Raw genomic sequence first — 13,463 nt, 5'->3', positions numbered from 1 at the left:
GCAGGCATGGCAACCATACTATTTCAGGCAGCAGGTGCGGCGCTCGGCGGTATTTTTGGGCCCGTGGGAGCGATCATCGGGCGTGCGGCCGGCGCGCTGGCTGGCAACGCCGTGGATCGCGCCTTGCTTTCAGACGGTCGTACCGTGTCCGGGGCACGGCTCTCGGCCGCGCGTATTCCCGGTGCGGATGAAGGCGCCGCGATAAACCGGCTTTACGGTACGGCGAGGATCGGCGGCACCCTGATCTGGGCGACACGTTTCGAAGAAAGCCGTGTCGTGCAGAGACGTGGTGGCAAAGGCAACCGCGGCCCAAGGACGGAAACCTATCGATATTTCGCCAATCTCGCCATCGGTCTCTGCGAGGGGGAGGCGGCCTTCGTGCGGCGCGTCTGGGCCGATGGGCGCGAAATTGACCTGACCGGCATCGAGATGCGCTTTTATCCCGGCAGCGCAACGCAATTGCCCGATCCGCTGATCGAGGCGAAACAGGGGAGCGGCAATGCTCCCGCCTTTCGCGGCCTCGCTTATGTCGTCATCGAGCGCCTGCCGCTTGAAGCCTATGGCAACCGCATTCCGCTCATGCAGTTCGAGGTGGTGCGGCCGGTCGGCGGGCTGGAGAAGTCGATCCGCGCCGTGACCGTCATTCCGGGCGCAACCGAACATGGTTACGCAACGGTGCCGGTTTCCGAGCATACGGGCATGGGTGAAAGCCGCGTGATGAACCGTAACGGCCTGACGGCCGAGACGGACTGGCGCGCTGCCATCGATGAATTGCAGGCGCTTTGCCCCGCTCTTCAAAGCGTGGCGCTGGTGGTGAGCTGGTTCGGCACGGATATGCGGGCGGGCGAATGCCGCATCCTGCCGGGTGTTGAAGTGGGGGACCGGGAGGGGGAGACGGCGCCGTGGTCCGTTGCCGGCTTGACACGCGCCGGGGCGCATCCGGTCAGCCATCATCATGGCGGTCCCGCCTATGGCGGCACGCCGAATGATGAAGGCGTGCTGCAGGCGATAGCCGACCTCAAGGCGCGGGGCCTGAAGGTCTGCCTTTATCCCTTTGTGATGATGGACGTGCCGGCGGGCAACGGGCTGCCGGATCCCTATGGCAAGGCCGAACAGGACGCTTATGCCTGGCGGGGGCGCATCACCTGCTTTCCCGCACCCGGGAGGCCCGGATCGGCCGATCGTACCGCCGGTGCGCGGCTGGAGATCGATCGTTTCTGTTCCCGCGCCGAGGGCTATCGACGCATGGTGCTGCATTACGCCGACCTTTCGGTAAAAGCGGGAGGCGTCGACGCCTTCCTGATCGGTTCCGAACTGCGGGGGCTGACGGGGTTGCGCGACGACAACGGCGCCTTTCCCTTCGTGGAGGCGCTGGTGCGGCTCGCGCGCGATGTACGGGCTGTCGTCGGAAGGGCGACGAAACTAACCTATGCTGCGGACTGGAGCGAATATTTCGGTCACCAGCCGGCCGACGGCTCTGGGGACGTGTTCTTCCATCTCGATCCGCTCTGGGCGAGTTCAGACATCGACGCCATTGGCATCGACAATTACATGCCGCTCTCCGACTGGCGCGACGAAGATGCCGCAAACGGCAATCCTGACGGCATGACCGGCCCGGATGACGCTGTGGCCTTCCGCCGCGCCGTTACGGCTGGCGAGGGTTTCGACTGGTTTTATGCAAGCGAAGCCGACCGCACGGCCCGGCGGCGAACCCCCATTGCCGATGGCACAACGGCAAAGCCATGGGTATTCCGCTACAAGGACCTTCGAAACTGGTGGGAACATCTCCATTACGATCGGCCCGGCGGGAAGGAGGGCACCACGCCGACCGCATGGAGGCCGGGCTCGAAGCCCATCTGGTTCACGGAACTCGGCTGCCCGGCGGTGGACAAGAGCGCGACACGCCCCAATGTCTTTCCCGATCCGAAATCGGCGGAAAACGCCTTTCCCCATTTTTCCCGCAAAAGCAGGGCGGACAGCCAGCAGCGGCGTTTTCTGGAGGCGCATCTGGGGCACTGGGAGAATGGCGATACCGCGATGGTGGATACGAGCCGGATCTATCTGTGGACCTGGGATGCGCGGCCTTTCCCGGCCTTTCCGCAAAACGGTGCGACGTGGAGCGATGGCGGTAACTGGCGCACGGGCCACTGGCTGAACGGCCGGCTGGGAACGGCGACGCTTGCCGACACCATCGCCGCCATTTTGACGGATCACGGCTTTTCCGCTTTCGACGTCTCCGCCATCAGCGGCGATCTCATCGGTTATGTGCAAGGCGAGGTAACTTCGGCCCGCAGCCTGCTGGAGCCGCTGATCGCGGCATTTCAGCTGGATGTGGCGGAGGATGCCGGCACCCTGTGTTTCCGCTCCCGCAACGGGGCTGTCACGCCCGTTCGGGATATTTCCATTCTCGCCGATCTGGAGGGTGAACCGCTGTGGTCGGAAAATCGCGGCCACGACAGCGATTTCCCCGCGGAAGCCGTTCTGACCTCGTTCAACCCGGCGCTGGACTACGAGCAGGCGAGCGTGCGTTCGCGGCGCGTGGAGAATGCCGGCAGCCGTGTCATGCGGCTCGATCTCAACGCCGCTCTATCTTCGGAAACGGCGCAAGCGGCGATCGAGGCGGCCTTGCGCGACAGCCGCCAGGCACGGCGCAGCCTGAGTTTTGCCCTGCCGCCGGGGCAGATTGCGCTGGAACCGGGTGACTGCATCCGTCTCTCCACGGAGGCCTTTCCGCAGGCGCCCGCAGGTCGGTTCATGGTCAGCCGTATCGAGGATGGCGCGGTGCGGCAGGTGGAAGCGCGGGCCTTTTCCCCGGCCTTGTCAACTTTTGCCGGTGTGGCGGACGAGCGACGTGCCCGTGGCGCAAGCGGCAGCGAGGGTTTCGCGCCGGAAGTGCTGTTTCTCGATCTGCCGTATCAGGACGGTGCGGCGGCCGAGCAGTCGGCGCGAGTTGCCGCCTTCGCGAAACCCTGGCGGCACATCGTCGTCTCGGCCTCATCAGGCACGGAAGGATACGGCCAGCGCGTCGTGCTAGACCGTCCGGCCAGGATCGCAACGCTGGCAATGCCGCTGAAGCCTGGACCCTCCGGTCGCTTCGACCGTGCAAATACCATCGTGCTCGATCTGCCTTTCGGCGAAGTTGCATCGGTCGAACCGCTTTCGGTGATGAACGGCGAGAACCGCATCGCCGTGAGGGCGGCGAATGGTGTCTGGGAAATCGTCGCTTTCGCGAAGGCAGAGGAAACCGCGCGGTCGCGCTGGCGGCTTTCTGTTCTCCTGCGCGGCCTTGCCGGCACGGAAGACGCGTTGGCCATCGGTGCGCCGGCAGGGGCGCCGGTGGTTGTTCTGGATGCCGCGGTACAGCCGCTCGGTCTGCTCGCCGGAGAGCGTGGCCGGCGAATGAACTGGATTGTCGAGGCAGCGGAACAGGCCGGCGCGCCGGTCGGGCCTTTCTCCGTCGAGGCCGGATTTCGGGCGCTGACGCCGCTTGCGCCGGTGCATCTTGGCGGGCTGCGAAAAACGGATGGCGTTCTCATCAGCTGGAAACGCCGGGGGCGGATGGACGCCGATGGCTGGGACGCAAGCGAGATTCCGCTGGATGAAGCTTTCGAACGTTATCGGGTGGAGGTGCTGGACGGCGACGAGGTGCGGCGTACCGCCGACGTCTCGGAACCCTTCTGGTTTTATCCAGCAACAGCCGAACTCACAGATTTTCCGGCGCTGCGGGATCACATTTCCGTGCGAGTCCGCCAGCTCGGCCGCGCGGTGCCCCTGGGAGTGGCGGCACAGGCCGTTCTCCCGCTTTCATAAATGCCTGAAAACAAAGCAAAGGACGACAAGATGGACAGTACCAAACCGTGGTATCAATCCCGCACGATATGGGGCGCGCTGATTGCGGTCTTCGCCCCGCTTTTCACCATTGCCGGCTTTGATCTGCCCGCCGGACTTCACGGTGAGCTGGCCGACGGCCTGATGACCGTGGCCGGCGGAATTGGCGGTCTCATCGCGCTTTACGGCCGCCTTTCGGCGACCCGTGCGATCCGCTGACGCAGCCCGCGCAAGCGCCGCTCCCGTTCCGTCTTCCCGCTGCGGGGGCGGCATTCATTTGCCATTCAGACGCTTTGCGCTACATATTCGGTCACAATACGGTTCAAGACGCACCCGTTTTTTTTGTGGAAGTTTGTAGAATGGCATCACCTCTCATCATCGCGACGCTTGCAGCCGGGCTTTCCGGTTTCACGGCGCCCGAGGCTGATTTGCAGGGCCACTACATTCTCGCTGCCAGCGACTGCGGCGCGGCCGTGGCCCGCGTTGTACGCGAAACCGGCGGCCAGCTTCTTTCTGTCTATCCTTCCGGCGACGGTCAGTCCTGTGTCGTCACCGTTCTCGTCCAGGGAAATGGCGAGCGCCCGCGCAAGGTGACGATGCGCGTGCCGATGTAGCTTGCCCGCATCGCCGAAATATCGGAAAACGATCCGAGACATCTAGCATGACCGGCCACGCACGTGGGCCGGGACACAGGAAAGGGCGGACAATGCGTATTCTCGTTGTTGAGGACGATGCCAATCTCAATCGTCAGCTGACCGATGCTCTCAAGGAGGCCGGTTATGTCGTCGATCAGGCATTCGACGGCGAGGAAGGCCATTATCTCGGTGACACCGAGCCCTATGACGCCATCGTTCTTGATATCGGCCTGCCGCAACTCGATGGCATCACCGTCGTCGAAAAATGGCGCGCGGCCGGAAAGGCCATGCCTGTTCTCATCCTGACCGCCCGCGACCGCTGGAGCGACAAGGTGGCGGGCATCGACGCCGGCGCCGATGACTATGTGACGAAGCCTTTCCATGTCGAGGAAGTTCTTGCCCGTGTGCGCGCGCTCATCCGCCGCGCAGCCGGCCACGCTTCTTCCGAACTCGTCTGCGGCCCGGTCCGGCTCGATACAAAGTCCTCCAAGGCGACCGTCAACGGCACGACGCTGAAACTCACCTCGCACGAGTTCCGGCTCCTGTCCTATCTCATGCATCACATGGGTGAGGTCGTATCGCGCACGGAGCTGGTCGAACATATGTACGATCAGGATTTCGACCGCGATTCCAACACGATCGAGGTATTTGTCGGACGTCTTCGCAAGAAGCTCGGGGTTGATCTGATCGAGACGATCCGTGGTCTCGGTTACCGGATGCAAGCGCCGGCAGATGCGAAGTAATTCTCTCACCGCCCGCGTCCTGCTGCTCGCCTCGCTCTGGTCGGTGCTGGCGTTGGTGGTGATCGCCGTCGTGATCTCGACGCTTTACCGCCAGGGCGTGGAGCGCAGCTTCACCGATCTTCTCAGGGCACAGCTCTATAACGTCATCAATTCCGTGACGATTTCGAACGAGAATACGTTGGCCGGCAGCCCGCAGCTTGGCGATCTGCGCTTTTCGCAGCCCGATACCGGCTGGTACTGGGTTGTCGAGCCGCTCGGAAATTTCCAGACCGCGCCGCTGGTCTCTTCCTCGCTCGGCGTTTCCACCCTTCCGGTGCCGAGCATTCTCGATGCCCCCTTCGACAACCGCTACGAGCGCTTTTATGCCGTCACCGACGAGGCCGGCAATCAGGTGCGGGTGGCGGAAACCGAAGTCGTGCTGGATGGCGAGGGGCGTGCAGCGCGTTTCCGTGTCTCCGGCAATCTCAATGTCGTGGAAGACGATGTCCGCGACTTTTCCAACAGCCTTTATCTGGCTCTGGCCGTCTTTGGTGTCGGCAGCCTCGTCGTGAACGGTCTTGCCATTCTCTACAGCCTGCGGCCGCTCGATCAGGCCCGCGTCGCGCTTGGTAAAATCCGGGGCGGTGAGGCGGAAAGCCTGGAGGGCGAGTTCCCGCGCGAAATCCAGCCGCTTGCCAATGAGGTCAATGCGCTGATCGACAGCAATCGAAGGCTTGTGGAGCGCGCGCGCATGCAGGTCGGCAATCTCGCCCATTCGCTGAAGACGCCGATTGCAGTTCTCCTGAACGAAGCCCGCACGCTCGATCCCCAGCACGGCGATCTGGTGCGGGCGCAGGCGGACGCCATGCAGGCGCAGGTGCAATCCTATCTCTCCCGCGCCCGCATCGCCGCCCAGCGCGGCTCCATCCTTGCCCGCGTGGAGGCCGAACCGGCGCTGGAGAGACTGGTGCGCGTCATGCGCCGCCTGAACCCCGACAAGCAGTTCGTGCTGAATTTCGAGCAACCCGGCGCGGTACTCGGCATGGAGCAGCAGGATCTGGAAGAGGTCGTCGGCAACCTTCTCGAAAATGCCGCGCGTTTTGCACAGACGCGTGTGGTCATTACGCTGGCGACCGGTACGCACCCATCCTCCGACGCCGAAATCGCCCGTCGCGCCTGGGTGGAGCTGACGGTGGAGGATGATGGGCCGGGACTTGAGCCGGAACAGATCAGCGAAGCGATGAAGCGTGGGCGGCGATTGGATGAGAGCCGCCCCGGCACGGGCCTCGGATTGTCGATCGTTTCAGAGGTGGTGTCAGAGTACCATGGCCGCTTTTCGCTGTCGCGCAGCGCCATCGGCGGGTTGAAGGCAGATCTGATTTTGCCCGGCCTTTCGAAAGAGCTTGCGTGAGCCGAGAAAAAAGGCAAGAAATTCAACGCTGGTATATTGATGCAATGCGGTAGGAAAGAGGACAGGGTTTGGTTGACGTGTATGATGGCTGCCGCTCCGTGACGATGCGTTCGCTGGTGTCACGCCCGGCACTTCTCTCGATCCTGTGCGTTTCCATGCTGAGCGCCTGCACCACCACGGGCACCCGCCCGGCAGGCGGCGGTCTTTTCGGCCGTTCGTCACAGCCCTCCACGCCCTTCCTTGCCAATCTGGAAGGCGGTATTGTCGGGCGAAGCGGCGTGCAGCTTGACAGGGGTGACCAGACAAAGGCGCTGGAGGCCGAATATAAGGCGCTGGAAACGGCCCCGGTCGGCACGCCTGTCACCTGGACGGGCGATGACGCCAGGGGCCAGGTGGTCGCCAATGCGCCCTATCAGGTTGGCAACCAGAACTGCCGGCAATATTCGCACACCCTGACGGTAGACGGACGCGAAACCCGGGCGCGTGGCGCAGCCTGCCGCAATGCCGATGGAAGCTGGTCGCCGCTGACATAACCGGTTTGACGCAAATCAAGGTCACGGGCCCTTTGCGATGACAAGAGAGGCATGGCGGTGCAGCCGGGGGAACGGCCTGCGGTGCGGCGTGATGTCTCAAATTCGCGTCATCCCTGCGCTTCATGTTTCCATGTGCCGCGCATTCGAGTAATTGAGCCTTATGTTCTGGATTGTCGTTGCGATATTGACGGCGGCTGTTGCCATCGTCCTGATGTACCCGCTGATGCGGAAGACCGAGGCGCCGCAGACGCGCCGTGACGGTGAGGTTGCCGTTTATCGTGACCAGCTGGCCGAACTGGACCGCGAGCGCGCCGCCGGCCTGATCGGGCAGACCGAGGCGGATTATGCCCGCGCCGAAATCGGCCGCCGTCTGCTTGCCGCCGCCGAAGCGGAAGAGCAACCCGGCAAAGAAACCCGGCCGCGCCGGCACAATCTCGCCGCCAGCCTGATCACCATTCTGTTGCCGGCGCTGGGTCTCTGTCTTTACATCTGGAACGGCAGTCCGGAGGTGCCGGACATGCCGCTCGAGGCACGCCTTGAAAAGCCCGGCAACGACATGAATCTGCTGGTCGCAAGGGCCGAAAGGCATCTGGCGCAGAACCCGGATGATGGCGCGGGCTGGGACATTCTGGCGCCGATCTATTTCAAGATGCAGCGGCTTGGCGACGCCGAGCTCGCCTATCGCAATGCGCTTCGCATTCTGGGCCCGAGCGCCGAACGATTGACGGGCCTTGGCGAAACGCTGGTGGCCGGCAATGACGGTATCGTCATCGAGGCGGCGCGGGATGCATTTGCCGAGGCGGAAAAGCTGAAACCCGGCAACCCGCGTGCCCGCTTCTATCTCGCGCTGTCGCTGGAACAGGCCGGCAAGGCGGAGGAAGCACGCGCGGCCTTCACTCAGCTGGCGGCAGACGCCCCGGCTGGCGCGCCATGGCTGCCCCTGGTGCGCGAGCATATTGCCCGGACTGGCGGCGAAACGAAGCCTGCCGCACCCGGCCCGACGACCGAGGACATGGCGGCGGCAAAAGACATGACGGCGACCGACCGGCAGGCGATGATTGAAGGTATGGTGGCGAGCCTTGACGCCAAGCTGAAGGATAACCCGGCCGATTTCGAAGGGTGGATGCGGCTCGTGCGTGCCTATTCCGTGCTGAAGAACGAAGCCAAGGCCGGAGAGGCGCTGCGGGCGGGGCTGAAAGCTTTTCCGCCGGAGGGTGAGCAGGGCAGGCAGCTTCTGGCGCTGGCGAAGGAACTCGGCGTTTCCGCCGGACCGATCCGCATGAACGGGAAACAGGATGCCGCGCCGCAGGGAGTGACACAATGACCCGCAAACAGAAACGACTCGCGATCATCGGCGGCGGCATGAGTTTCATCGTGGCGGCGGTGCTGCTGGTCATGTTCGCCTTCGGCCAGTCCATCGCCTATTTCTACATGCCGGCCGATCTGGAAAAAACGCCCGTCAACCCCGGCACGCGCATCCGCCTTGGCGGGCTGGTGGCGGAAGGGTCGATCAAGCGCGGCGAGGGCCGCACGGTGAGCTTCACGGTGACGGATGGCGAAGCGACCGTGCCGGTCAGCTATACCGGCATCCTGCCCGATCTCTTCCGCGAAGGGCAGGGCGTGGTGACCGAAGGCATGTTCGATGCCGCGACCCACGGTTTCGTGGCCGACAGCGTGCTTGCCAAACACGACGAGAACTACATGCCGAAGGAAGTTGCCGACCGGCTGAAGGACAAGGGTCTGTGGCAGCAAGGCGCAGAGGGAGAGAAACCCGCGGCCGCAACGCCGGCCGCCGGCACGGCTTCGACTGACAAGACCGGAGCAACCAAATGATCAACGAGATCGGCCATTACGTTCTGGTCCTGGCGCTTGGCGTGGGGCTGATCGTGTCCACGCTGCCGGTCATCGGCGCGCGCCGCAACGACCGGGCGCTGATGGACATCGCTTCGCTCGGCTCGGTGCTGATGTTCCTGCTCGTTGGTTTGTCCTTCGCGGCGCTGACGCGGGCCTATGCCGTCTCGGATTTTTCCGTGCGCAACGTCTGGGAAAACTCCCATTCGCTGATGCCGATGATCTACAAGCTGACCGGTGTATGGGGCAATCACGAAGGCTCCATGCTGCTTTGGCTGCTCATCCTCGTGTTTTTCAGCGCGCTCGTCGCCACCTTCGGGCGCAACCTGCCGGAAACGCTCAAAGCCAATGTTCTTGCCGTGCAGGCATGGATTTCCGTCGCCTTCCTGCTGTTCATCCTGCTCACCTCCAATCCGTTTCTGCGGCTGGAGCCGGTGCCGGCCGAAGGGCAGGATCTGAACCCCATCCTTCAGGATTTCGGCCTCGCCATTCATCCACCGCTGCTTTACCTCGGTTATGTCGGCTTTTCCGTCTGCTTCTCCTTCGCCGTTGCCGCATTGCTGGAAGGCCGTATCGATGCCGCCTGGGCGCGGTGGGTGCGGCCATGGACGCTCGCCGCCTGGACCTTCCTGACCGCCGGCATCTCCATGGGTTCCTACTGGGCCTATTACGAACTCGGCTGGGGCGGCTGGTGGTTCTGGGACCCGGTGGAAAACGCCTCCTTCATGCCGTGGCTTGCCGGCACCGCGCTGCTGCATTCGGCGCTGGTCATGGAAAAGCGCGAGGCGCTGAAAATCTGGACCGTGCTTCTGGCGATCATGACCTTTTCGCTCTCGCTGCTCGGCACCTTCCTCGTTCGCTCCGGCGTTCTCACCTCCGTGCATGCCTTCGCCACCGATCCGAGCCGCGGCATCTTCATTCTCGGCATTCTGACCGTCTTCATCGGCGGCGCCTTCGCGCTCTTTGCATGGCGTGCGCCGTCGCTCAAAGCCGGCGGGCTGTTTGCGCCGATTTCGCGTGAGGGATCGCTGGTTCTCAACAACCTGATCCTGACGGTCTCCACCGCGACCGTGCTGATCGGCACGCTCTATCCGCTCATTCTGGAAACGCTGACAGGCGAGAAAATCTCGGTCGGCGCGCCTTTCTTCAATCTCACCTTCGGCCTCCTGATGATCCCGATCCTGATCGTCACCCCGTTTGGGCCGATGCTCGCCTGGAAACGCGGCGATCTCCTGGGCGCATTCCAGCGGCTCTATGTGGCGGCAGCGCTTGCCGCTCTGGCGGGACTGACGCTCTGGTACATTGAAAATGGCGGCCCGGTACTGGCCGCACTCGGCATCGCTGCCGGTTTCTGGCTGATCCTCGGCGCATTTGCCGATCTCTGGTATCGCGCCAATTTCGGCAAGCTCGCTTTCGGTATTGCGTTTCGCCGCCTCAAAGGCCTGCCGCGCTCGGCCTTCGGCACGGCGCTGGCGCATATGGGTCTCGGAATCACCGTTCTCGGCATCGTCATCGTCACCACCTATGAGACCGAGACGGTGCTGGAAATGAAAGAGGGCATGGCGGCGGAAGCGGGCGGCTACAGCCTGACCTTCGACGGCATCCGCCACGCCGTCGGACCGAACTTCACCGAGGATCGCGGCCATTTCACCGTGCGCAAGGCAGGCGTGGAAGTTGCGGATGTCTGGTCGTCCAAGCGGCTTTACACGGCGCGGCGAATGCCGACGACGGAAGCCGGCATCCTGACCTTCGGTCTCAGCCAGCTCTATGTCTCGCTTGGTGACCCCATGGCCGATGGCGGCATGGTGGTGCGCATCTGGTGGAAACCCTTCATCCTGTGCATCTGGGGCGGCACGCTGTTCATGATGGCGGGCGGGTTCATTTCTCTCTCGGACAGGCGATTGAGAGTGGGGGCGCCGAATCGCAAGGCGAAGCCGGTGCAGGCTGCAATGCCGGAGGCAGCGGAATGAGTGTGGAGCGTGCGGCAGGTTTCTTCTCCCCCACGGGGAGAAGTGCCGAGCAAAGCGAGGCGATGAGGGGGAAGCCGCATACACTGAGAGTTATGGCTGGCGTGGGCCCCCTCATCCGACCCTTCGGGCCACCTTCTCCCCGGCGGGGAGAAGAAATGCGCCGCACTCTTTCGGGATTGCCTCGGATGCTGGCGGGTTTTCTGCTTCTCTTCGCTGTGCTTGTCTCAGCATCTCCCGCTTCCGCCTTCAACCCGGATGAAGTCCTCAAGGACCCCGTGCTCGAACAGCGAGCCCGCAACCTCACGTCTCAGCTCCGCTGCATGGTCTGCCAGAACCAGTCGATCGATGACAGCAACGCCGAACTGGCGCGTGACCTGCGCGTTCTGGTGCGCGAACGGCTGGTCGAGGGTGACAGCGACAAGGCGGTCATCGATTATGTCGTGTCGCGCTATGGCGAATTCGTGCTTCTCAAACCGCGCCTCAGCCTGCGCACCGTGCTTTTGTGGGGCGCACCCATCGGCCTCACGCTTGTGGGAATTTTCGCCGTCTTCGTCTTTTCGCGTCGCCGCGCCACCCTTGAACAGCCACAAAAACTGAGCGCGGATGAAGAAGAAAGAATTCGCAACCTCATTGAAAAATAACTGTTTTTCATTTTTTCCCACGGTTCTTTTTCAACATTACGGATTTTTCATTCCTCAGACACTTCGCCGTAAGGTGTCGCCTCCTATATCTTCATCATCCACCGCTTCCCCGGTCACACGGGTTCCAGTCTGAATGAAGAAAGAAGGTACACCATGTCTCATTCGCAAAACGGCCATTCCTCGCTGAAGACAGCCCTGAAGGCCACGACGGTTGGCGGCCTTGCGGCGCTGATGCTTTCCACCGGCATTGCCGCACCTATCCTCCACTCTTTTGCCGCCCCCGTCGAGGTGACTGCGCCGCAGGTTCCGAGCTTCGCCAACGTGGTCGATGCGGTATCGCCCGCCGTCGTCTCCGTTCGCGTTCAGTCGAACGTGCAGCCCGCTTCCGATGATTCCAGCAATTTCTCCTTTAATTTCGGTGGCCGTGGCCTTGACCAGCTTCCGGATGACCATCCGCTCAAGCGCTTCTTCAAGGAATTCGGCGGCCCGAACCAGGATCGCTCCGACCGCGGCCCCAATCGCCACCGTGACGGCAAGGGTCCGCTGCGCCCCGTCGCTCAGGGCTCCGGCTTCTTCATTTCCGAAGATGGTTACATCGTCACCAACAACCACGTCGTCGATGACGGCTCCGCCTATACGATCGTGATGAATGACGGCACCGAACTCGACGCCAAGCTCGTCGGCCGCGATCCGCGCACCGATCTGGCACTCCTCAAGGTCGATGTGAACCGCAAGTTCACCTACGTTCAGTTTGCCGATGACAGCAAGATCCGCGTCGGTGACTGGGTCGTCGCCGTTGGCAACCCCTTCGGCCTTGGCGGCACGGTGACTTCCGGCATTATCTCGGCCCGTGGCCGTGATATCGGCTCCGGCCCCTATGACGACTACCTGCAGATCGACGCCGCCGTGAACCGCGGCAACTCGGGCGGTCCCGCCTTCAACCTCAACGGTGAAGTGGTTGGCATCAACACCGCCATCTTCTCGCCCTCGGGCGGCAATGTCGGCATCGCCTTCGCCATTCCGGCATCGGTCGCCAAGGACGTGATCGCCGACCTGCAGAAGGACGGCAAGGTAGAGCGCGGCTGGCTCGGCGTGCAGATCCAGCCCGTCAGCAAGGACATCGCCGAATCGCTCGGCCTTTCCGAAGCCAAGGGCGCTCTGGTCGTTTCGCCGCAGTCCGGCTCGCCGGGCGACAAGGCAGGCATCAAGCAGGGTGACATCATCACCGCCGTCAACGGCGAACCCGTCAAGGATGCCCGCGACCTGTCACGCCGCATCGGCGGCATGGCGCCGAACAGCAAGGTGGAAATCTCGCTGTGGCGCGGTGGCAAGTCTCAGTCGGTCACGGTGACGCTCGGTGATCTCGCCAGCGACGATGCCTCCAAGGCGACCCCGAGCCAGAACGACGATAAGGGCGGTCAGTCTTCCAGCGAGAAGGTGCTGTCCAGCCTCGGCCTTACGGTGGCCCCCGCCGATGACGGCAACGGGCTTGCCATCACCGATGTCGACCCTGACAGCGATGCCGCTGCCCGTGGCCTGAAGACGGGTGAGAAGATCACCTCGGTCAACAACCAGCAGGTCGCATCCGCCGCCGATATCGAGAAGATCCTCGAGCAGGCGAAGAAAGACGGACGCTCCAAGGCGCTGTTCCAGATCCAGACGGATGACGGCAGCCGCTTCATCGCTCTGGATATCGACCAGGGTTGATAGGCTGAAAGGCGATGCCGGTTCTTTCGGGAGCCGGCGTCGCTAAGGAATGTGTCTCGCCTATAGGACGAGGCAGAACATATGGAATGAGCGCGTGCCACTTGTTTCTTCTCCCCGAGGGGGAGAAGGTCGCGGCGGCGGGATGAGGGGGCAAGGGTAGCGATA

Annotated in this window: 11 protein-coding genes; all 11 read left to right on the top strand. The window is 63.1% G+C overall.

The features are described 5' to 3' along the window. Positions 1-6 precede the first annotated feature (6 nt). Complete coding sequence (locus BLU28_RS00265; protein ID WP_077986785.1) at positions 7-3,810, top strand: baseplate multidomain protein megatron; 3,804 nt, start codon at positions 7-9, stop codon at positions 3,808-3,810. Positions 3,811-3,840: 30 nt separating this feature from the next. Next, positions 3,841-4,047 carry a hypothetical protein gene (locus tag BLU28_RS00260; RefSeq protein WP_004440775.1) on the top strand — a complete coding sequence of 69 codons (207 nt, stop codon included), beginning with the start codon at positions 3,841-3,843 and terminating at the stop codon, positions 4,045-4,047. A gap of 140 nt (positions 4,048-4,187) precedes the next feature. Next, positions 4,188-4,442, top strand: a complete 255-nt coding sequence (locus tag BLU28_RS00255; protein ID WP_003497070.1) for a hypothetical protein — start codon at positions 4,188-4,190, stop codon at positions 4,440-4,442. 92 nt (positions 4,443-4,534) lie between these two features. After that, a complete protein-coding gene (locus BLU28_RS00250) occupies positions 4,535-5,206 on the top strand; it encodes a response regulator transcription factor (protein ID WP_003509815.1) in 672 nt (223 codons plus the stop codon). Next, complete coding sequence (locus BLU28_RS00245; protein WP_004440792.1) at positions 5,196-6,596, top strand: sensor histidine kinase; 1,401 nt, start codon at positions 5,196-5,198, stop codon at positions 6,594-6,596. The genes BLU28_RS00250 and BLU28_RS00245 overlap by 11 nt, the downstream gene beginning before the upstream one ends. 104 nt (positions 6,597-6,700) lie before the next feature. Further along, complete coding sequence (locus BLU28_RS00240; RefSeq protein WP_037091716.1) at positions 6,701-7,129, top strand: membrane protein; 429 nt, start codon at positions 6,701-6,703, stop codon at positions 7,127-7,129. A 160-nt stretch (positions 7,130-7,289) separates the two neighbouring features. Next, positions 7,290-8,453, top strand: a complete 1,164-nt coding sequence (ccmI, locus tag BLU28_RS00235; protein ID WP_168247088.1) for a c-type cytochrome biogenesis protein CcmI — start codon at positions 7,290-7,292, stop codon at positions 8,451-8,453. Beyond that, positions 8,450-8,962, top strand: coding sequence for a cytochrome c maturation protein CcmE (gene ccmE, locus BLU28_RS00230; RefSeq protein WP_004440798.1), 513 nt, complete (start codon positions 8,450-8,452; stop codon positions 8,960-8,962). The genes ccmI and ccmE overlap by 4 nt, the downstream gene beginning before the upstream one ends. Beyond that, positions 8,959-10,950, top strand: coding sequence for a heme lyase CcmF/NrfE family subunit (locus tag BLU28_RS00225; protein ID WP_077986788.1), 1,992 nt, complete (start codon positions 8,959-8,961; stop codon positions 10,948-10,950). Before ccmE ends, BLU28_RS00225 begins: the two co-directional genes overlap by 4 nt. A 185-nt stretch (positions 10,951-11,135) precedes the next feature. Next, on the top strand, positions 11,136-11,591 hold the full coding sequence (locus BLU28_RS00220; protein WP_034495871.1) for a cytochrome c-type biogenesis protein: 456 nt from the start codon (positions 11,136-11,138) through the stop codon (positions 11,589-11,591). Positions 11,592-11,744: 153 nt separating this feature from the next. Continuing rightward, on the top strand, positions 11,745-13,298 hold the full coding sequence (locus BLU28_RS00215) for a Do family serine endopeptidase (RefSeq protein WP_022555870.1): 1,554 nt from the start codon (positions 11,745-11,747) through the stop codon (positions 13,296-13,298). The last annotated feature ends 165 nt before the right edge of the window (positions 13,299-13,463 follow it).

Origin of the sequence: Agrobacterium pusense (genome assembly GCF_900102105.1) — a bacterium.
Classification (GTDB): domain Bacteria; phylum Pseudomonadota; class Alphaproteobacteria; order Rhizobiales; family Rhizobiaceae; genus Agrobacterium; species Agrobacterium pusense.
Note: the sequence above shows the minus strand (reverse complement) of the source record. Positions and strands in the feature narration are given on the sequence as shown.

Bases quoted from the DNA above. Each gene is read 5' to 3' on its own strand.
- BLU28_RS00240 (WP_037091716.1), top strand. From the start codon at position 6,701: ATGCGTTCGCTGGTGTCACGCCCGGCACTTCTCTCGATCCTGTGCGTT.
- BLU28_RS00260 (WP_004440775.1), top strand. From the start codon at position 3,841: ATGGACAGTACCAAACCGTGGTATCAATCCCGCACGATATGGGGCGCG.
- BLU28_RS00245 (WP_004440792.1), top strand. From the start codon at position 5,196: ATGCGAAGTAATTCTCTCACCGCCCGCGTCCTGCTGCTCGCCTCGCTC.
- BLU28_RS00265 (WP_077986785.1), top strand. From the start codon at position 7: ATGGCAACCATACTATTTCAGGCAGCAGGTGCGGCGCTCGGCGGTATT.
- BLU28_RS00250 (WP_003509815.1), top strand. From the start codon at position 4,535: ATGCGTATTCTCGTTGTTGAGGACGATGCCAATCTCAATCGTCAGCTG.
- BLU28_RS00225 (WP_077986788.1), top strand. From the start codon at position 8,959: ATGATCAACGAGATCGGCCATTACGTTCTGGTCCTGGCGCTTGGCGTG.
- BLU28_RS00215 (WP_022555870.1), top strand. From the start codon at position 11,745: ATGTCTCATTCGCAAAACGGCCATTCCTCGCTGAAGACAGCCCTGAAG.
- BLU28_RS00220 (WP_034495871.1), top strand. From the start codon at position 11,136: ATGCTGGCGGGTTTTCTGCTTCTCTTCGCTGTGCTTGTCTCAGCATCT.
- ccmE (WP_004440798.1), top strand. From the start codon at position 8,450: ATGACCCGCAAACAGAAACGACTCGCGATCATCGGCGGCGGCATGAGT.
- BLU28_RS00255 (WP_003497070.1), top strand. From the start codon at position 4,188: ATGGCATCACCTCTCATCATCGCGACGCTTGCAGCCGGGCTTTCCGGT.
- ccmI (WP_168247088.1), top strand. From the start codon at position 7,290: ATGTTCTGGATTGTCGTTGCGATATTGACGGCGGCTGTTGCCATCGTC.